A 16595-nucleotide genomic window follows, 5' to 3' on the forward strand; every position below is an offset into this window, starting at 1 on the left:
AATTGGCCGCTCCCGCGCGAACAGCGGCGCGCGCCAACCCTCTCGCTTTGGGAGAGGGTGGCGCTCGGGATTTTTCATTGAGTACGCCGATGAATTTTGTCGCCTCCGTCGCCGACGCGCCGTCGACGCCCGGCGGCTATGCGCTGGCGTTGCGTCTCGACGCGCCGCTCGACATTCGCGTCGGGAAAATCTCAGCGACGCTTCCCGTCGGCGATTATCTCTATTGCGGCTCGGCGCGAGGCCCGGGCGGAATGCGGGCGCGACTGGCGCGGCACATGCGGAAAAACAAGCGCATGCATTGGCATATCGACCAGCTCACCGCTGGGGCGAGCCTGCTCGGCGCCTACATCGTCGAAGGCGGCGACGAATGCGCCCTCAACGCCGCGCTCGCCGATCTGCCAATCCCGATCGCCGGCTTCGGCAGTTCGGATTGCCGTCGCTGCGCCGCGCATTTGCGATTCTGGCCGGAAGGCGCGGCGCTTCCTTCCGACTGGGAAAATGCTAGGAAGGCGGCCCACCTCCCCCTTGAGGGGGGGAGGTCGCGCGGCGTAGCCGCGCGGGAGGGGGTGGATTCCCCGATCGCGGGCGCTCACCCCACCCCGCGCCTTCGGCGCGACCCTCCCCCTCGAGGGGAGGGTGGCGCGCGCATCGGAACAGGTCTGAATGTCAAAAGAAGAAATCAAAACCAAAGTTGAAGCGCGCACGCCGCGCGGGCTCGCCGACCGCGAGGCCGGCGAACTCGCCGCCACGGCCCGGATGCTCGACGTCATCCGCGAGGTCTACGAGCTCTACGGCTTCGAGGCGCTCGAGACGCCGGCGATCGAATACACGGACGCGCTCGGCAAGTTCCTGCCCGACCAGGATCGGCCAAATGAGGGCGTCTTCTCCTTTCAGGACGACGACGAGCAGTGGCTGTCGCTGCGCTACGATCTGACCGCGCCGCTGGCGCGTTTCGTCGCGCAGAATTTCGACCGGCTGCCAAAGCCTTACCGCTCCTATCGGGTCGGCCCGGTCTATCGCAACGAGAAGCCGGGGCCGGGGCGGTTTCGCCAGTTCATGCAGTTCGACGCCGATACGGTCGGCTCCGCCTCGCCGGCCGCCGACGCCGAGATCTGCATGATGGCCGCGGACGCCATGGAGCGCCTGGGGATCGCGCGCGGCGACTACGTCATCAAGATCAACAGCCGCAAGGTGCTCGACGGCGTGATGCAGTCGATCGGCCTTGCCGGCGAAGAGAACGCGGGCCGCCGCCTCGTCGTGCTGCGCGCCATCGATAAGCTCGACCGGCTGGGCCCCGACGGCGTCCGGCAGTTGCTTGGCGAGGGCCGCAAGGACGACAGCGGGGATTTCACCAAGGGCGCGGGGCTCCCTCTGCCGGCGATCGACACGATCCTGTCCTTCAGCCTCGGGGGACAATATCGGGACGGCGCGCCGGCTTTCGATCTCTTCGGCCTGCTCGGCAAGAGCGAGGTCGGCGCCCAGGGCGCGGAGGAGCTTCTGGAAATCGAGGATCTCGCGCGCGACGCGGGCTTTGGGCCGGATCGCATCCGCGTCGACCCTTCCGTCGTGCGCGGCCTCGAATATTACACGGGCCCTGTTTTCGAGGCCGATCTGACCTTCGAGACCCGCGACGAGAAGGGCAATGCCGTGCGTTTCGGCTCGGTCGGCGGCGGTGGCCGTTACGACGGCCTCGTGGGGCGTTTCAGATCGGAGAACACGCCCGCGACCGGCTTCTCGATCGGCGTTTCGAGGCTTTTCGCGGCCTTGAAGCTGATCGGCAGCCCGATCGTCTCAGCGCGTCCGCATGTCGGCCCAGTGGTGGTGCTGGTCCTCGATCGCGAGAGGCTCGCCGACTATCAGCGGATGGCGGCGCAGCTGCGCAACGCTGGCGTCGCCGCCGAAATCTATCTCGGCGCTTCGGGCATGAAGGCGCAGATGAAATACGCCGATCGGCGCAACAGCCCGCTTGCGATCATCCAGGGCTCCGACGAAAAAGCGCGCGGTGAGGTCACCATCAAGGATCTCGTCGCCGGCGCGAAGGCCGCCGCCAATATCGCCACCAACGAGCAGTGGAAGGCGCTTCGTCCCGCCCAATTCGCCGTGCCGGAAGCCGAACTGGTCGAAGAGGTCCAAAAGGCGCTTAAGGAACAAATTTAACCTGCGGCGAAGCGGATCATTGCCACGCGCGCGGGCGCGTATAGTTTTGCGAGGGGATAGAGGAGCAAACGCAGATGAATGGCGACACGCCCAAATCAATCGTCCATCCCACCGATCTCTCCTTCGCAAGCCAGGACGCTTTCGCACATGCGCTGCGCATCGCCGTGGCCTGCAAGAGCATGTTGCACATTCTGCATATCGAAGCGCCCGAGACTGAGGAGGACGATTGGGATCGCTTTCCCCAGGTACGCGAAATGCTGGCGCGCTGGAAGATGATCTCGCCGACCGCGACGCGCGCCGAGGCGGCCGAACAGCTCGGCGTCAAAATCGTCAAGGCGTCGGTCGAATCGGAATCGGCCGTCGTCGGCGTCACCGCCTACGTCGAGCGGCACCTGTGCGATCTTCTTGTGATGATGACCCGGCCGCGCAGCGCTCTGGAGCGTCTGCTCGCCAGTTCGGTCGCCGAGGAAACGGCGCGCGAGACGCATGTGCCGGCGTTGTTCCTGCGCGAGGACCAGAAAGGCTTCGTCGACCGGGAGACGGGCGCCGTCTCGCTCAATACGGTGCTGATGCCGGTCGAGGCGACGGTCTCGCCGCTCGCCGCCTTCCGCCACGTCGCCGCAGTCGCGCATTGTCTCAACCCGGCCGCCGACGTCATGCTGCTGCATGTCGGCGAAGATCTGCCGCTTTTTGAAGGGCTGCTGCCGCATATCGAGTTGCGCCGCGGCCCCGTCGTCGAAACCATTCTCGCTTACGCGCAGGAGATCAAGGCCGACATGATCGCCATGCCGACGCGTGGCCGAAAGGGCCTGCTGGAGGCGCTGCGCGGCTCGACGACGCAGCGCGTGCTGCACGAGGCGCCCTGTCCGCTGCTCGCGTCGCCGGTGAAATAATCGCCGGCGCATCGCCGCTCAATCCCGACAGGCCGAAGGCCTGATCGGGACGCCAGAGTCGCGGTCCGAATTTTGGGAGCCTATTCGGGAATCTCGCTCAACGCGCGAGCGTCGGGTCGCTGTCGCGCCAGCTTTACAGCGAGCGCTGGAAATGCAGCACGCCGCCCTGCGCGCCCTTCAGGATGAGGTCGTCGCCCTTCGTGTCCCAATAGGGGCCCGAGAGCAGGACCGCCCAATAGTCGCGCTCGAAGGCGGCAAGCGGGCCTTCACATTTGCGTTCGTTGACCGCCGGCATGGTGCGCGGTCCGAGCCGGTTGGGGCCGATGATGAAGATGCCGGACCAGTTCTTGCAGCCCGAAAAACCGTTGGCGCGGCCGGTTGAGTCGATGGAGATCCACATCTCCACCGGCGGCGCTTTGCCGTTGATCTCCTTGAGCACGAAGTTCTGATTGTGCGGGAACGGCTGATAGCGCGGAATGCCGCCCGTCTCCTTGTTTTCGTCTTCCGGCTGCTTCTGCTCTGCGCCCTGAGGCGGTTTTGCGCGGCTCTTGGCGACGGCTGGCGCGGCGAGCGCAATGGCGCAGAGCGAGGCGGCTAAGGCGAGCAAAATCCTGTTCATCGCGTCAATCATCCTCCCCATAAGGCGACTCGCGCCAGTCGGTCCCGGGCCCGCGGCGCAGCGCCTTATAGCATGCTCGGCAGGACGCGGTCAGGCGGCCGGTGGCCGTCCATGAAGGTTTTGATGTTGATGATCACTTTCTCGCCCATATCGATGCGGCTTTCGATGGTCGCCGAGCCCATATGCGGGAGCAGCGTGACTTTCCCGGCCTTGGCGAGCTTCAATAATTTGGGAGAGACGGCGGGTTCGTGCTCGAAGACGTCGAGCCCGGCGCCGGCCATTTCATCCGCTTCAAGCATGCGCACCAACGCGTTCTCATCGACGATTTCGCCGCGCGCGGTATTGATCAGAATCGCGTGGGAACGCAGATGCGCCAGTCTGCGCGCGGAGAGAAGATGATAGGTCGCCGGCGTATGCGGACAGTGGATCGACACGACGTCGACTCGCGCCAGCATCTGATCGAGCGACTCCCAATAGGTCGCCTCCAATTGCTCTTCGAGATCGGCCGAGACTCGCCGACGATTATGGTAATGGATTGAAAGTCCAAAGCTTTTCGCCCGACGCGCCAAGGCTTGGCCGATCCGGCCCATGCCGACGATGCCGAGCCTCTTGCCGGTGATCCGGTGGCCGAGCATCCAGGTCGGCGACCAGCCCGCCCAAGCGCCGTCGGGAATGGCGCTCGCGCCTTCGACGAGACGACGCGCCACCGAAAGGATCAGCGCCATCGTCATGTCGGCGGTATCTTCGGTCAGAACGCCGGGCGTGTTGGTGACGGTGATGGAGCGATCGAGCGCCGAGGCGACGTCGATATTGTCGACGCCATTGCCGAAATTGGCGATCAGCTTCATTTGCTCGCCGGCCTGGGCGATCAGATGGGAATCGATACGGTCGGTGATGGTCGGCACCAGCACGTCGGCCGTGCGCATGGCCTCGACGAGTTCGTCATGAGTGAGCGGCTTGTCGCTTTCGTTGAGGCGCGTGTCGAACAACTCGCACATGCGGGTTTCGATGACATCGGGCAGCCGGCGCGACACGACAACGAGCGGCTTCTTTTTCGGCATATCCCTGGTCGTGCCTCCGCGTTCATGTTGTGTTGCAGCAGCGTTTCTGCGATTGCGCTATGATCTGCGCCGCGTCGCCGCAGCGGATGAAAAGACGCCGGCGAGTTTCGCCGGCTTCAACCGGGTCTTAACGACGGTCAGCGACAAAACCAATACGCCTCCTCGGCGGACGCATTCGACTTCCTAGCAGATGACGGGCCAAAGACAAGCGAGCGATCAGTCCATCATGTCGCGAATAAATACAGAATCTGCGCCAATTTCGGCCGCTTTCTCAAACGCTCAGGAACTTTTCCAAAAGCGTCGCCGCGCGGCTTTCGCCGCGCTCGTATGTGCGCTTTTTTGCGCAGCGCACGCCGACGCTCAGGAGCCGCAGAAGGGCCCGGTGAGCGGCCTGCCCTTGCCCCGCTACGTCAGCCTCAAATCGGATCGGGTCAATGTTCGCGAGGGGCCGAGCAAGGAACATCCGACTCTGTGGATCTACGAACGCGCTGCGCTCCCCGTCGAGATCACCGCCGAATTCGAAACCTGGCGCAAGATCCGCGATTCCGAAGGCGCCGAAGGCTGGGTGCTGCACTCGCTGCTCTCTGGACGGCGCACCGCCTTGGTTGCGCCGTGGAAAAAGGAGCCGCAACTGCTCGTCGCCGCCGATCATTCGACGCCCGCGGCCAAGCTCGGCCCCGGCGTCATCGGCAATTTGCGCAGCTGCGACGGCAAATGGTGCCGCATCGCCGGCAAGGGCTTTGACGGCTATATGGAGCAGGAAAATCTCTGGGGCGTCTATCCGGGCGAGAAATTTGAATAGTCAGCCGGATGGACCGCCCGGCAGGCGGCTCTTGAGTTTCTCCAACGCCGTCGAAACGGCGTCCCGACTGAAGGGCTTGGCGACGACCGGCGCATCGGCATGCGCCTCAAGCACGCCCTGTTCGCCGTAACCGGTCACGAAGGCGAAGGGCTTATGCCGGCGCTCCAGAACGCCGGGGAGAACATGAGCCTTCTGGCCATTGAGGTTGACGTCGAGAAAGGCGATATCGAAATCTTCGCTCGTCGCCTTTTGCAGCGCCTCCTGCACATTGCCCGCGGTGGCGACGACTTGCGCGCCAAGCTCCTCGAGAAACATTTCGAGCGCCATGGCGATCACGGCCTCGTCTTCGACGATCAGGACGCGAGGCGTGTTCATTTGAGCACTTCCACGCCAAGAGGAATGTCCATCTCGCAGCGAAATCCTTCGGAGGGGAATTCGACCGCGATCCGCGCGCCCGCTTCGGACGCCAGCGTTTTCTCGATCAGGCGCATGCCAAATCCTTTGACCGATGGGGGCGAGATCGGCGGTCCGCCGTATTCGCGCCAGACGAGATGGAGCTTAGGCGTGCGTCCTTTGGCGTCAATGCTCCACTCGACGGCGACTCGTCCGCTCGGCGCCGAGAGCGATCCGTGTCTGACGGCGTTCGTGCACAATTCATGCAGCGTCATCGCCAGGGCCGCCGCGATGCGCGGGCAGACGTCGACAGGCGCTCCTGAAACGTCGAAATTCTCCTGGCCCGCCGGGGCGATCGCAGTACGCACGAGTTCGTCGACCTGCGCCTTCGTCCAGTTTTCGCGGGTCAGCACGTCATGCACGGCGGCGAGCGCCAGCAGACGATTCTCAAAGAGCTCCACCGAATTCTGCTTCAACTCGCGCAACGAATGCAGAGCGATCGAGTGAACCGTCGCAAGCGTATTCTTGACGCGATGGTTGAGCTCGTGGATCAGAAGCTGCAGGCGTTCGCGGTCGCGTTCCTGTTCGGTGACGTCGGTGTTCGTGCCGAACCAGCCGACGACCGCGCCGTTCTCGCGCAGCGGTTCGATGCGCGTCAGAAACGGCCGGTAGAACCCGTCGGCGCCTCTGAGCGGAAAGATCATTTGGAAAAATTCGCCGTGCTGGATCGCATGCGTCCAGCGCTCCAGCATCTTGGGCAGCACGTCCGGATGATGTACCGATTGCCAACCCCATCCCGCCATCTCCTCGGGAGTCGCGCCGGTATATTCGTACCACCGGTCATTGTACCAAAACACCCAGCCATCCGGTCGCGCCATCCAGGCAAGATTCGGTATGGAATTGGCGAGCGCCTTGAACTGCGCGTAGGTGATCTCGGATTCCTGTTTGGTCGCCCGCTGCGACATTGCTCCCGCCCCGCCCTGGTTTTCGAAGAGGTCTCGACGGCCCTGCGGCGACGTCGAGCTGCTTCGAAATGTGTCGTCTCCCGGAATATAGGGCGGGCTTAGGCGCGGCGAAGACGCACCACGACATCTACGCGTGCGACGCGCAAACCGTCGGGCGGCTCGGGAAGATCGGAGACCGAGACATTCGCGCCGGCGATGTCGTATAGCTCTCCGTCGTCTTCGAGAAGAAAATGATGGTGATCGGCGGTATTGGTGTCGAAATACACCCGGGCGCCGTCGACGGCGATCTCCCGCAGCAAGCCTGCCTGGGTGAACTGGTGGAGCGCATTGTATACGGTCGCGAGGGATACGGAGAGATTGGCGGCGAGCGCCTCTTCATAGAGCCGCTCCGCCGTCACATGACGATCGCCGCTCTGTCCAAACAGCAACTCGCCGAGCGACAGCCGCTGACGGGTCGGCCGCAGCCCGGCGTCGGCCAGCAACTCTGCGACGCGCTTGCGCGGCGCACAGTCTGGCGGAACGGTCGAATTCGGCTCGGCGTCCATTGCAGCGGCTCGCGGTTTTCCACTCTCGCGGTTTTCTACATGGCATCATAGGGGGAATGGCGGGAAATTCAACGCCGCCCGGCTGTTGCGATCCCGCTTGCGACGGCGCTTCCGGCCCGGGCGAGGCTATGTTACGGATCGCTTCGCCCAAAAGCGGATAAGAGCGGCGCCGCCGCCGGCGCCAAAAAGATAAGGGCGCGCCCTTTAGGGCGCTTGGGGAAGAATGGGCCTTCAAAGGCTCCAACGCGAGGAACAAAGGACGATGGGCGAAAGGCGCTCCTCATTCGGCTACGAGGATTTACTGGCATGCGGCGAGGAAAAGCTGTTCGGCCCGGGCAATGCCCAGCTGCCGCTGCCGCCGATGCTGATGTTCGACCGGATCACCGAGATCTTCGAAGACGGCGGCGAGCACGGCAAAGGCTACATGCGCGCCGAACTCGACATTAAACCGAGCCTTTGGTTCTTCGACTGCCATTTCAAGGGCAATCCCGTAATGCCGGGCTGCCTTGGCCTCGACGCTCTATGGCAGATGGTCGGCTTCTATCTCGCCTGGCTCGACAATCCGGGACGCGGCATGGCGCTGGGCGTCGGCGAGGTGAAATTCAGCGGGCAGGTTCGCCCGACCGTCAAAAAGGTGACCTACGGGATCGACTTTAAGCGCGTCTTCAAGGGCAAGCTTGTGCTCGGCATCGCCGACGGCTGGGTCGCCGCCGACGGAGAGCGCATCTATGAGGCGAAGGATTTGAAGGTTGGGCTCGCCAAGGCCGAGGCGCCGGCCGCCGCCTGAAGCGCACAGCAAGGCGCGGGAAAGCGCCGCCAAGGAGTTGGACAATGAGACGAGTCGTCGTCACCGGCATGGGGATTGTGTCGTCGATCGGCAACACCACCCAGGAAGTGATCGCTTCGCTGCGCGAGGCGAAGTCGGGCATCGCCCGCGCCGAGAAATACGCCGAACTCGGCTTCCGTTCGCAGGTGTACGGAATGCCGTCGCTCGACCCCTCGACGCTCGTCGACCGCCGCGCCATGCGCTTCCATGCGACGGGCACGGCGTGGAACCACGTCGCCATGGATCAGGCGATCGCCGACGCCGGCCTGACCGAAGCGGAAATCTCCAACGCGCGCACCGGAATCATCATGGGGTCCGGCGGCCCCTCGACCCACACGCTTGTCGAATCCGCCGACATCACCCGCACCAAGGGACCCAAGCGCGTCGGTCCCTTCGCCGTGCCCAAATGCATGTCTTCGACCGCCTCGGCGACGCTTGCGGTCTGGTTCAAGATCAAGGGCGTCAACTATTCGATCTCGTCGGCCTGCGCCACGTCCAATCACTGCATCGGCAACGCCTACGAACTGATTCAGTATGGCAAGCAGGACATGATGTTCGCGGGCGGTTGCGAAGAGCTGGAGTGGGAGCTGTCGGTCCTCTTCGACGCGATGGGCGCCATGTCCTCCTCCTACAATGATCGGCCGGCGACGGCCTCGCGCGCCTATGACAAGAATCGCGACGGATTCGTCATCGCCGGCGGCGCCGGCGTGCTGGTGCTCGAAGAATTCGAACACGCCAAGGCGCGCGGCGCGAAGATCTACGCCGAAGTCGCCGGCTATGGGGCGACCTCCGACGGCCATGACATGGTGGCGCCCTCGGGCGAGGGCGCGGTGCGCTGCATGCAGCAGGCGCTCGCGACGGTGAAGTGCCCGATCGACTACATCAACCCCCACGCCACGGCGACCCCGGTCGGCGACGCCAAGGAAATCGAGGCGCTGCGCGAAGTGTTCGGCGTCGGCGACAAATGCCCGCCGATCGCCGCGACCAAATCCCTGACCGGCCATTCGCTCGGCGCGACGGGCGTGCAGGAGGCGATCTATTCCTTGTTGATGATGCAGAACGGCTTCATCTGCGAAAGCGCCAATATCGAGGAACTCGACCCCGATTTCGCCGACATGCCCATCATGCGGGCGCGCCGCGACAATGTGAAGCTTGGCGCGGTGCTGTCCAACTCATTCGGCTTCGGCGGCACCAATGCGACATTGGTGTTCAAGCATCCAGACGCCTGACGCCGATCCCTCGCGATAGTCATGGCCGGGCTTGTTCCGGCCATGGACGTCGAGACATCCAGCCGGCGTTTAGGAGAAGGCGATTCTTCCAGCGGATGGATTGCGAACGAGCGGCGCTCGTGGCTAGAGGTATCGCCGATACGGCCCACAGCGTCGTTCTTCTTTGCTGTCTGCGTCTCCGATAGGGCTTAGGCCCAAACTTTCGATCTCTCCTATGATGACAATCGCCATATGACAGTTTCAACCGGTCTCATGCAGGGTAAGCGCGGCCTCATCATGGGCGTCGCCAATGATCATTCCATCGCCTATGGCGTCGCGCGCGTTCTTGCGCGCCACGGCGCGACGCTCGCATTCACCTATCAGGGCGAGGCGCTCGGCAAGCGCGTCAAGCCGCTCGCGCAGGAGCTCGGGTCGAACCTTGTGCTGCCGTGCGACGCCGAGGATATTTCAACGGTGGATCAGGTGTTCGCGCGTCTCGAACACGACTGGGGCGATATGGATTTTCTCGTCCACTCCATCGCCTATTCCGACAAAAGCGAATTGAAGGGACTCTACGCCGACACCTCGCGCGAGAATTTCATTCGCACGCTTGTCATTTCCTGTTTTTCCTTCACCGAAGCCGCGCGCCGCGCCGCCACGCTGATGAAGAACGGCGGATCGCTGCTGACGGTCAGTTTCGGCGGCGGCACGCATGTCATGCCGAATTACAACGTCATGGGCGTCGCGAAGGCGGCGCTCGATTCATCGGTGCGCTATCTTGCCGCCGATTTCGGCGATCGCGGCATTCGCGTCAATGCGCTGTCGCCCGGCCCGGTGCGCACCATGGCGGGCGCCGGCATCACGGGCGCGCGGGCGATGGGCGCGTTTCAAAAAAAGCATTGTCCATTGCGTCGGATGATCACGCTTGATGAAATCGGCGGCTCGGCGCTTTATTTGCTGTCGGAGCTGTCGGGCGGCGTGACGGGCGAAGTTCATCTTGTCGACGCCGGCTATAATATCATGTTGCAGCCACGTCCCGAGGATCTCAACGGCGAGGAGTAAGGCAATGAGGATAGCGCTGTCTTTAGGCTTGGTCTTCATTGCGGCGCCGGCGATGGCCGCGAGCGCGGATCCGACGACCGGCGCGCGGATCGCCAAAGCCGAATGCGCCTCATGCCATGCCGTTGGACCCGACGCAGAGGCCAAGAGCCCGGATCCCAAGGCGCCGCGATTTATCGATGTGGCGAAGATGCCTTCGGCGACGGAACTGTCGCTCAAAGTTTTTCTGCGCTCTTCGCACAAGAACATGCCCAACATCATTCTCGCCCGCGAAGAGATCGACTCGCTGGCGAGCTATATTTTGGGGCTTGGCGGCAAATAGCCGCCAAGCTGATTGCAAGCTGTTCCGCGCGGATTTATGCGGCCATCTTGCGTCCGGACATCCTGCGGCATTCCTCGGCGCAGCGACGGCATTCGTCGGCGCATTCCTTCATGTCGGGAATCGGATCGCACTCCTTGGCGCAGGCTTCGCAAGCCTCGGCGCAGAGCGCGCACATCTGTTTCGCCAGCGGTGAATTCATCAGCATCATTTGCGTGCTGTTGCGGCACATATCGGCGCAGGCGATCATCGCCTGGAAATGTTTGGGCTTCACATGCTCGCCGCCTTTCTCAAGGCAATGGGTCATCGCCATGCCGAAGCACATCTGATAGCAGTTCAGGCAGGCGTCGATGCAGGCCTGCATTTCCTTCGGGATCATGTGCATGATGGATCGTTCCTCTTAAAGGCTTCCGCCTCGCCGCCCAGCAGGCAGCTAGTTCGCCCGCCTCGCAGGTCAAGATTTGTGACGAAGGCGCAGGACTGGCAGTCAAGCTTCGGCCTTTGGGCTTCGATCGCAGAGGGGCCGCGATCTCGCAGAGGGGCGAAGAAATCAAATCCGCTGGCGGCTATTTGCGGGTTCTGTCCGTTAAGGCGCGGGCAGGGGAGTTTTCGCTCGGACCTGTGCTGATGGCGCTGCTGCGCGGCAAGGCCCAAAGGCCGCGCGTGAACGGCGGCAAGCGGGATGATCAATCTTGCCGGAGGATTTCCTTGCCGTGAAATTGGCGATTATCGTCGGGGATCGAAGGAGCGCGGACGCCATGACCGATACGATGACCCAGCTCGCCATCCTTTCCGATGCGCTGGTCAAAATCATCGAGCTTGGCCCAATGGCCGCGGAAGGGAAGGCGTCGCCCGCCGATCTTTGACCCGGTCGGGCGACATCGCCGCGCAGGCGCTGACCGCCGCCGCCACCTATGGCCAGTTGCCGCCGTTCTCTGAGTCCGTCGAGGGGCAACAGGATACGCATCCTCAGAGCTAAAATCTCAGAGCTAAAATTGCCGACGGCGAGGGCTGAGCAATGGTGGCGGTGGCGCGCCTCGACATTCCATCGCTCCGCTTCCAATTTGGTAACGTATATGATACCTCTCATAGAGATTGAAGAATACCTTACCGAGAAAGGCGCGAGCCCCTTCGCGGAGTGGTTCAACGCCCTCGATCCCCAGGCCGCAGCGATCATCACTGTTGGTTTGGCGCGGCTGGCTGATGGAAACGCCTCGAAAGTCGAACCAATCGGCGAGGGCGCGTCCGAACTAAAAATCAATCGCGGTCCCGGCTATCGGGTCTATTTTGGAAGGGATGGCAAGGCGCTGGTGATTTTGCTGGGAGGCGGCACGAAGCGCCGTCAGAGCGACGACATCGCCGATGCTTTGGCGCATTGGCGAAACTACAAAGCGCGTAAGGCGAAGGCAAAAAAATAGGTGAGGGTGACGTGATGGCGCTGACCCGGAGTTTCAAGGAGACTGTGCAAGCGCGGGCGACGAATGACGCGGCGTTTCGGCAGGCTCTGTTTCAGGAGGCCGTGCAACTTCTCCTCGCGGGAGAGATCGGCGCCGGCCGATCGATCTTGCGCGACTATATCAACGCGACGATCGGATTCGAGGCCCTGGCGGAAATCACGCAGACGCCGCCGAAAAGTCTGATGCGCATGTTCGGGCCCAACGGAAATCCGACAGTGACGAATCTGTTTGCGGTCATCAATGCGCTGCAAAACCGAACTGGCGTGCACCTTGAAGTGAGAGCAGTCACCGAGGCGGCGTGAACTCGGTCAGGCCCCGCCTTGTGGGAGTTTAGATCCGGTCGCAAACTACGGAATTTCCGCTTGTGTTGGCGCGGTGCCTCGCGTGGGAGGCGCCGCTTCCTCTTTTGGCGACGACGATCGCGCATCCGTCAATGCGTAATGCGACTGGACGCCGGCCGCGCCCGAGCGTTCCGGATTGGCCTTCGAGCGTCGCGCATGGTTACGCGCGCGCGGCGCAAGACGCGTATGCGCTGGCAGAACTGTCGCGGCGTTCCAATTTACTGTTGAGCTACGCGCCAAAATTGCGCGCCAACAGGGCTGCGTGCGCGTCGATTTGTTGCTCGCCGTCGATTTGCGTTTCCGCGGCGCGGGCGGCGGGACTCTCGGATCGCGCCAGTCGGCAGTCCTTTTTTAGCGCCTCATCGAAAAGGCGCGCTTATTCGCGCTGGTCGCGCCTGCCATCTTGAGCTCAGCGCCGCGGTCGACGGAGGCGTTGCCGTGACCGAAGGAACCGCCGTTTTTGGGGGCGCGGCGGCCGTATTGCCGAGCGGGCGACGACGGTCGACGATGCGCAAGGGACGCCGAGATCGATTAGGATGCCGTTCTGATGGCGCAAAAGAAGGATGACCCGCGTGGGCCACGAGCATCGGCATGATCACGCCTCGCATGAGGAATCGAGATCGGCCCGCGACGACGCTGCGACCGAAGATGCGGCTCACGGCGATCCGCACGCGTCGAACATCATCTACACCTGCCCGATGCATCCGCAGATTCGCCAGATCGGCCCCGGCAATTGTCCGATCTGCGGCATGACGCTCGAGCCCCTGGTCGCTTCAAATGAAGCCGAACCGAACGCCGAACTCGTAGATATGACAAGGCGGTTCTGGATCGGGCTGGCGTTGGCGGCGCCGGTGCTGGTCTTGGAGATGGGCGGTCATTTATTCAATCTGCATCACTTGCTAGCGCCGCAGGCGTCGAACTGGCTTCAGCTCATCTTGGCGACCCCGGTCGTGCTCTGGGCTGGCTGGCCGTTTTTTGTTCGAGGCGCGCAGTCGCTCGTGACACGCAATCTGAATATGTTCACCCTCATCGCCATGGGAACTGGCGTCGCCTGGATTTACAGCGTCGCCGCAACATTCGCGCCGTCTCTTTTTCCACCTGCATTTCGCAACATCGACGGCTCTGTCCCGATCTATTTCGAGGCGGCGGCGGTGATCACGGTCCTTGTTCTGCTTGGACAAGTCCTTGAATTGCGCGCGCGGGAACAGACCGGCGGCGCCATACGCGCGCTCCTCGATCTCGCGCCAAAAATGGCGACTCGGATTAACGCTGACGGATCCGACGAAGAGATTGTGCTGGATCTTGTGAAGGTCGGCGAGCGCCTGCGCGTCCGTCCAGGAGAAAAGGTTCCTGTGGACGGCGAACTCGTCGAGGGCCGCAGTTCGGTCGATGAGTCCATGGTCACCGGCGAATCCATGCCGGTGACCAAGACTGCAGGCGACAACGTCATTGGCGGCACGCTCAATCAGACTGGCGGCTTTGTGATGCGCGCCGAGAAGGTTGGCCACGACACCGTGCTCTCGAGGATTGTCGAGATGGTCGCATCGGCGCAGAGAAGCCGCGCGCCAATACAACGCCTCGCCGATCAAGTGGCGGGATGGTTCGTGCCCGTCGTCATTCTCATCGCCGTTCTTGCATTTCTTGCCTGGGCGATCTGGGGACCGGAACCCCGCATGACGTATGGGCTTGTTGCGGCGGTCTCCGTTCTCATCATCGCCTGCCCCTGCGCGCTCGGTCTTGCGACGCCGATGTCGATCATGGTCGGCGTGGGACGCGGCGCGCAGTCGGGCGTGCTGATAAAAAGCGCCGAGGCGCTGGAGCGCTTGGAAAAAATAGACACGCTGGTGGTGGACAAGACCGGGACGCTCACCGAAGGCAAGCCGCGCGTCACGGCCATCCGCGTCGTTGCGGGCATAGCAGAGAACGATCTATTGGCGACGGCGGCGAGTCTTGAACGCGCCAGCGAGCATCCGCTGGCGTTGGCGATCGTTCAGGCGGCAGCCGAGCGCGGGCTCGCGCTCAAGGGCGCGACGGATTTCGATTCCCCCGTGGGCAAGGGCGTCATCGGCCGGGTCGAAGGCAATGCGGTCGCGATCGGCAATCGTCGATACCTCGTGGAGCTCGGCGTCGATGCGACGCCGCTCGATAGCGACGCTGAACGCCTGCGGGAAGACGGCGCGACAGCGATCTTCGTGGCGATCAACGGAAAGATTGCTGGCGTCATCGCTATCGCCGACCCAATCAAAGCGACGACGGAAGCTGCGCTGCAATCGCTGCGCGACGATGGCGTCGCCGTGGTGATGCTGACCGGCGATAACTGGACAACGGCGCGCGCCGTCGCCAAACGCTTGGGGATCGGCGAGATCGAAGCTGAGATCCTCCCGGAGGACAAGAGCAAGGTCGTGACCCGCTTGCGCGAGGCGGGTCGAATCGTCGCCATGGCGGGAGACGGCGTGAATGACGCCCCTGCCTTGGCCGCCGCCGATGTCGGCATCGCCATGGGAACCGGAACCGATGTCGCGATCGAAAGCGCGGGCGTGACTTTGCTGAAGGGCGATCTCGGAGGCATCGTGCGTGGCCGGCGCCTCTCCAAGACAACGATGCGCAACATCCGCGAGAATCTGTTCTTTGCATTCATTTATAATGCCGCGGGCGTGCCCATTGCGGCTGGCGCGCTCTATCCGATCTTCGGGCTACTCTTATCGCCGACGATCGCCGCCGCGGCGATGGCGCTGTCATCAGTCAGCGTCGTCGTTAATTCCCTGCGACTGAGACAAGCCGAACTGGATCCCGAAAGAAAAATTGAGATGCCGCCGTTCTCCTATTAGCCAGCAGGTTGCGATGACGCTCATACCGTGGCGCAAAAGCGGCCAGCGCCGCGCCACAATAGCTTTGACGCGGCGGACGACGATCTTTGCACGCTCGGCCAACGGAAATTGGACAACCAGGGGCGGGCGTGTGATGGTCGCCGCCTGCACGCCGGCACGTCACCCTCTCCGCCACTCCCGATAGGGGGCAGCGCACTATTCATGAGCTTTTGCCGGCCGCGCCGCGCTCGCGCGCCGCATCGATATTAATCTCCAACTAGCGAAAGGGCTACGAAACCGAAATGACCAAGCTGAAGAAGGAGACTAACCAGCCCGCGCCCGCCAATTCGATCGCAAAGCAAGACTCCGACCGCCAACACATTTGCAATCAAAGGCAAAGCGGGAATTTGAGGCCATTGGTCGCATCGGCTCCTATTCAGTTCATGCAGATCCGAAATGGAAGGTGCCGCTGGCCGATCGGCGATCCGCACCATTTCGACTCGTTCCGGTTCTGTGGCTGCGCGTGCGCGCCAGAGGCCATTTATTGCGATACGCACAAGAATATGGCTTTTGCTCCGAACCGGGCGAGGACGTTCGTTCCAGGAAGAGCCGTTCTACTGCCGGCGACCAAAGTCTCTTAATGAACAACCGGGCTCCTTGCGAAATCGCTTGGCGCGCAGGTCGAGAATTTCGATGGGTCCGCTCGTCCTGCGCGCCAGTCGATGGCGGCTAGGCTTTTCTGACGAACTCCGTCCGCAGCACGAGCCCTTTTACTTTCTCAGCGCGGCAATCGATCTCGGCCGGATCATCCGTGAGCCGGATATTTTTGATCAAGGCGCCGCGTTTCAGGACGACGGACGAGCCCTTAACCTTCAAGTCCTTTATCAAGGTCACGGAATCGCCGTCCTTGAGTTCAACGCCATTGCTGTCTTTCACAACTACCGTCATCAGGCACTCCGAGCATTCCATAGCTGATCTTGCGCATCGTTATATTCGCCGAGGAGCCCGTTTGCATATCCCAGGCGATCATTCGCTCATTCAGAGGCCAATCGGCCATCCGCCTCGGGGCTTCGTCCGGTCGTGCCGACGCCTTATTCCGCTTCTTCGTCTGGATCAAGACGTCCAGAACTTCTCCTTCCGCCA

18 protein-coding genes and 1 pseudogene are annotated in these 16595 nt (G+C 62.7%); 12 read left to right on the forward strand and 7 right to left on the reverse strand.

The window, feature by feature from the left end:
- Positions 1-89 precede the first annotated feature (89 nt).
- From IYW40_RS08900 to IYW40_RS08910, 3 genes are all read left to right on the forward strand, one after another.
- Positions 90-695 (forward strand): GIY-YIG nuclease family protein, encoded by a 606-nt coding sequence (locus IYW40_RS08900; protein WP_196400308.1) that lies wholly within the window; start codon positions 90-92, stop codon positions 693-695.
- Positions 664-2157: a histidine--tRNA ligase gene (gene hisS / locus IYW40_RS08905; RefSeq protein ID WP_196400309.1), complete on the forward strand. Its 1494-nt coding sequence runs from the start codon at positions 664-666 to the stop codon at positions 2155-2157. The genes IYW40_RS08900 and hisS overlap by 32 nt, the downstream gene beginning before the upstream one ends.
- Positions 2158-2231: 74 nt before the next feature.
- On the forward strand, positions 2232-3050 hold the full coding sequence (locus tag IYW40_RS08910; protein ID WP_196400310.1) for a universal stress protein: 819 nt from the start codon (positions 2232-2234) through the stop codon (positions 3048-3050).
- Positions 3051-3183: 133 nt separating this feature from the next.
- On the opposite strand, the gene IYW40_RS08915 is transcribed toward IYW40_RS08910, so the two are convergent.
- Together IYW40_RS08915 and IYW40_RS08920 are read right to left on the reverse strand one after the other, a co-directional pair.
- Complete coding sequence (locus tag IYW40_RS08915) at positions 3184-3669, reverse strand: META domain-containing protein (protein ID WP_232366090.1); 486 nt, start codon at positions 3667-3669, stop codon at positions 3184-3186.
- Between the two features lie 65 nt (positions 3670-3734).
- Positions 3735-4730 carry a D-glycerate dehydrogenase gene (locus IYW40_RS08920; protein ID WP_196400311.1) on the reverse strand — a complete coding sequence of 332 codons (996 nt, stop codon included), beginning with the start codon at positions 4728-4730 and terminating at the stop codon, positions 3735-3737.
- A 190-nt stretch (positions 4731-4920) separates the two neighbouring features.
- Here IYW40_RS08920 and IYW40_RS08925 point away from each other — a divergent pair, with 190 nt between their 5' ends.
- Complete coding sequence (locus IYW40_RS08925; RefSeq protein ID WP_196400312.1) at positions 4921-5532, forward strand: SH3 domain-containing protein; 612 nt, start codon at positions 4921-4923, stop codon at positions 5530-5532.
- Here the strand turns inward: IYW40_RS08925 and IYW40_RS08930 are convergent, their stop codons facing one another.
- The 3 genes from IYW40_RS08930 to irrA form a co-directional block, all read right to left on the reverse strand.
- The gene (locus tag IYW40_RS08930) at positions 5533-5907 is read right to left on the reverse strand and encodes a response regulator (RefSeq protein ID WP_175095052.1); all 375 of its coding nucleotides are present in this window, start codon (positions 5905-5907) and stop codon (positions 5533-5535) included.
- Entirely contained in the window at positions 5904-6890 is a 987-nt protein-coding gene (locus IYW40_RS08935; protein WP_196400313.1) for an HWE histidine kinase domain-containing protein, read from the reverse strand. The genes IYW40_RS08930 and IYW40_RS08935 overlap by 4 nt, the downstream gene beginning before the upstream one ends.
- Positions 6891-6988: 98 nt before the next feature.
- A complete protein-coding gene (gene irrA / locus IYW40_RS08940; RefSeq protein ID WP_246720731.1) occupies positions 6989-7435 on the reverse strand; it encodes an iron response transcriptional regulator IrrA in 447 nt (148 codons plus the stop codon).
- Positions 7436-7697: 262 nt separating this feature from the next.
- Between irrA and fabA the strand changes: the two genes are divergently transcribed.
- The 4 genes from fabA to IYW40_RS08960 all read left to right on the forward strand — a co-directional run bounded on the left by fabA (position 7698) and on the right by IYW40_RS08960 (position 10850).
- Positions 7698-8222, forward strand: coding sequence for a 3-hydroxyacyl-[acyl-carrier-protein] dehydratase FabA (gene fabA, locus IYW40_RS08945; protein ID WP_014891799.1), 525 nt, complete (start codon positions 7698-7700; stop codon positions 8220-8222).
- Between the two features lie 44 nt (positions 8223-8266).
- On the forward strand, positions 8267-9490 hold the full coding sequence (gene fabB, locus IYW40_RS08950; RefSeq protein WP_175095055.1) for a beta-ketoacyl-ACP synthase I: 1224 nt from the start codon (positions 8267-8269) through the stop codon (positions 9488-9490).
- Positions 9491-9721: 231 nt separating this feature from the next.
- On the forward strand, positions 9722-10531 hold the full coding sequence (fabI, locus tag IYW40_RS08955; protein ID WP_196400314.1) for an enoyl-ACP reductase FabI: 810 nt from the start codon (positions 9722-9724) through the stop codon (positions 10529-10531).
- Positions 10532-10535: 4 nt separating this feature from the next.
- Positions 10536-10850 (forward strand): cytochrome c, encoded by a 315-nt coding sequence (locus tag IYW40_RS08960; protein WP_196400315.1) that lies wholly within the window; start codon positions 10536-10538, stop codon positions 10848-10850.
- 34 nt (positions 10851-10884) lie between these two features.
- On the opposite strand, the gene IYW40_RS08965 is transcribed toward IYW40_RS08960, so the two are convergent.
- The gene (locus IYW40_RS08965) at positions 10885-11232 is read right to left on the reverse strand and encodes a four-helix bundle copper-binding protein (RefSeq protein ID WP_196400316.1); all 348 of its coding nucleotides are present in this window, start codon (positions 11230-11232) and stop codon (positions 10885-10887) included.
- A 137-nt stretch (positions 11233-11369) separates the two neighbouring features.
- Here IYW40_RS08965 and repC point away from each other — a divergent pair.
- The 4 genes and pseudogenes from repC to IYW40_RS08990 all read left to right on the forward strand — a co-directional run.
- Positions 11370-11533: pseudogene (repC, locus tag IYW40_RS08970) on the forward strand (replication initiation protein RepC); the annotation flags it as partial.
- 402 nt (positions 11534-11935) lie between these two features.
- Positions 11936-12265 (forward strand): type II toxin-antitoxin system RelE/ParE family toxin, encoded by a 330-nt coding sequence (locus IYW40_RS08975; RefSeq protein ID WP_196400345.1) that lies wholly within the window; start codon positions 11936-11938, stop codon positions 12263-12265.
- A 14-nt stretch (positions 12266-12279) separates the two neighbouring features.
- Complete coding sequence (locus tag IYW40_RS08980; RefSeq protein WP_196400317.1) at positions 12280-12606, forward strand: transcriptional regulator; 327 nt, start codon at positions 12280-12282, stop codon at positions 12604-12606.
- Positions 12607-13208: 602 nt separating this feature from the next.
- The gene (locus IYW40_RS08990; RefSeq protein WP_196400319.1) at positions 13209-15473 is read left to right on the forward strand and encodes a copper-translocating P-type ATPase; all 2265 of its coding nucleotides are present in this window, start codon (positions 13209-13211) and stop codon (positions 15471-15473) included.
- 708 nt (positions 15474-16181) lie between these two features.
- On the opposite strand, the gene IYW40_RS09000 is transcribed toward IYW40_RS08990, so the two are convergent.
- On the reverse strand, positions 16182-16400 hold the full coding sequence (locus IYW40_RS09000; protein ID WP_196400346.1) for an alkylphosphonate utilization protein: 219 nt from the start codon (positions 16398-16400) through the stop codon (positions 16182-16184).
- Positions 16401-16595 lie beyond the last annotated feature (195 nt).

It is taken from the genome of Methylocystis sp. H4A (assembly GCF_015709545.1).
GTDB classification, from domain to species: Bacteria; Pseudomonadota; Alphaproteobacteria; order Rhizobiales; family Beijerinckiaceae; genus Methylocystis; species Methylocystis silviterrae.

Bases quoted from the DNA above. Each gene is read 5' to 3' on its own strand.
- IYW40_RS08900 (WP_196400308.1), top strand. From the start codon at position 90: ATGAATTTTGTCGCCTCCGTCGCCGACGCGCCGTCGACGCCCGGCGGC.
- hisS (WP_196400309.1), top strand. From the start codon at position 664: ATGTCAAAAGAAGAAATCAAAACCAAAGTTGAAGCGCGCACGCCGCGC.
- IYW40_RS08910 (WP_196400310.1), top strand. From the start codon at position 2,232: ATGAATGGCGACACGCCCAAATCAATCGTCCATCCCACCGATCTCTCC.
- IYW40_RS08915 (WP_232366090.1), bottom strand. From the start codon at position 3,669: ATGAACAGGATTTTGCTCGCCTTAGCCGCCTCGCTCTGCGCCATTGCG.
- IYW40_RS08920 (WP_196400311.1), bottom strand. From the start codon at position 4,730: ATGCCGAAAAAGAAGCCGCTCGTTGTCGTGTCGCGCCGGCTGCCCGAT.
- IYW40_RS08925 (WP_196400312.1), top strand. From the start codon at position 4,921: ATGACGGGCCAAAGACAAGCGAGCGATCAGTCCATCATGTCGCGAATA.
- IYW40_RS08930 (WP_175095052.1), bottom strand. From the start codon at position 5,907: ATGAACACGCCTCGCGTCCTGATCGTCGAAGACGAGGCCGTGATCGCC.
- IYW40_RS08935 (WP_196400313.1), bottom strand. From the start codon at position 6,890: ATGTCGCAGCGGGCGACCAAACAGGAATCCGAGATCACCTACGCGCAG.
- irrA (WP_246720731.1), bottom strand. From the start codon at position 7,435: ATGGACGCCGAGCCGAATTCGACCGTTCCGCCAGACTGTGCGCCGCGC.
- fabA (WP_014891799.1), top strand. From the start codon at position 7,698: ATGGGCGAAAGGCGCTCCTCATTCGGCTACGAGGATTTACTGGCATGC.
- fabB (WP_175095055.1), top strand. From the start codon at position 8,267: ATGAGACGAGTCGTCGTCACCGGCATGGGGATTGTGTCGTCGATCGGC.
- fabI (WP_196400314.1), top strand. From the start codon at position 9,722: ATGACAGTTTCAACCGGTCTCATGCAGGGTAAGCGCGGCCTCATCATG.
- IYW40_RS08960 (WP_196400315.1), top strand. From the start codon at position 10,536: ATGAGGATAGCGCTGTCTTTAGGCTTGGTCTTCATTGCGGCGCCGGCG.
- IYW40_RS08965 (WP_196400316.1), bottom strand. From the start codon at position 11,232: ATGCACATGATCCCGAAGGAAATGCAGGCCTGCATCGACGCCTGCCTG.
- IYW40_RS08980 (WP_196400317.1), top strand. From the start codon at position 12,280: ATGGCGCTGACCCGGAGTTTCAAGGAGACTGTGCAAGCGCGGGCGACG.
- IYW40_RS08990 (WP_196400319.1), top strand. From the start codon at position 13,209: ATGACCCGCGTGGGCCACGAGCATCGGCATGATCACGCCTCGCATGAG.
- IYW40_RS09000 (WP_196400346.1), bottom strand. From the start codon at position 16,400: ATGACGGTAGTTGTGAAAGACAGCAATGGCGTTGAACTCAAGGACGGC.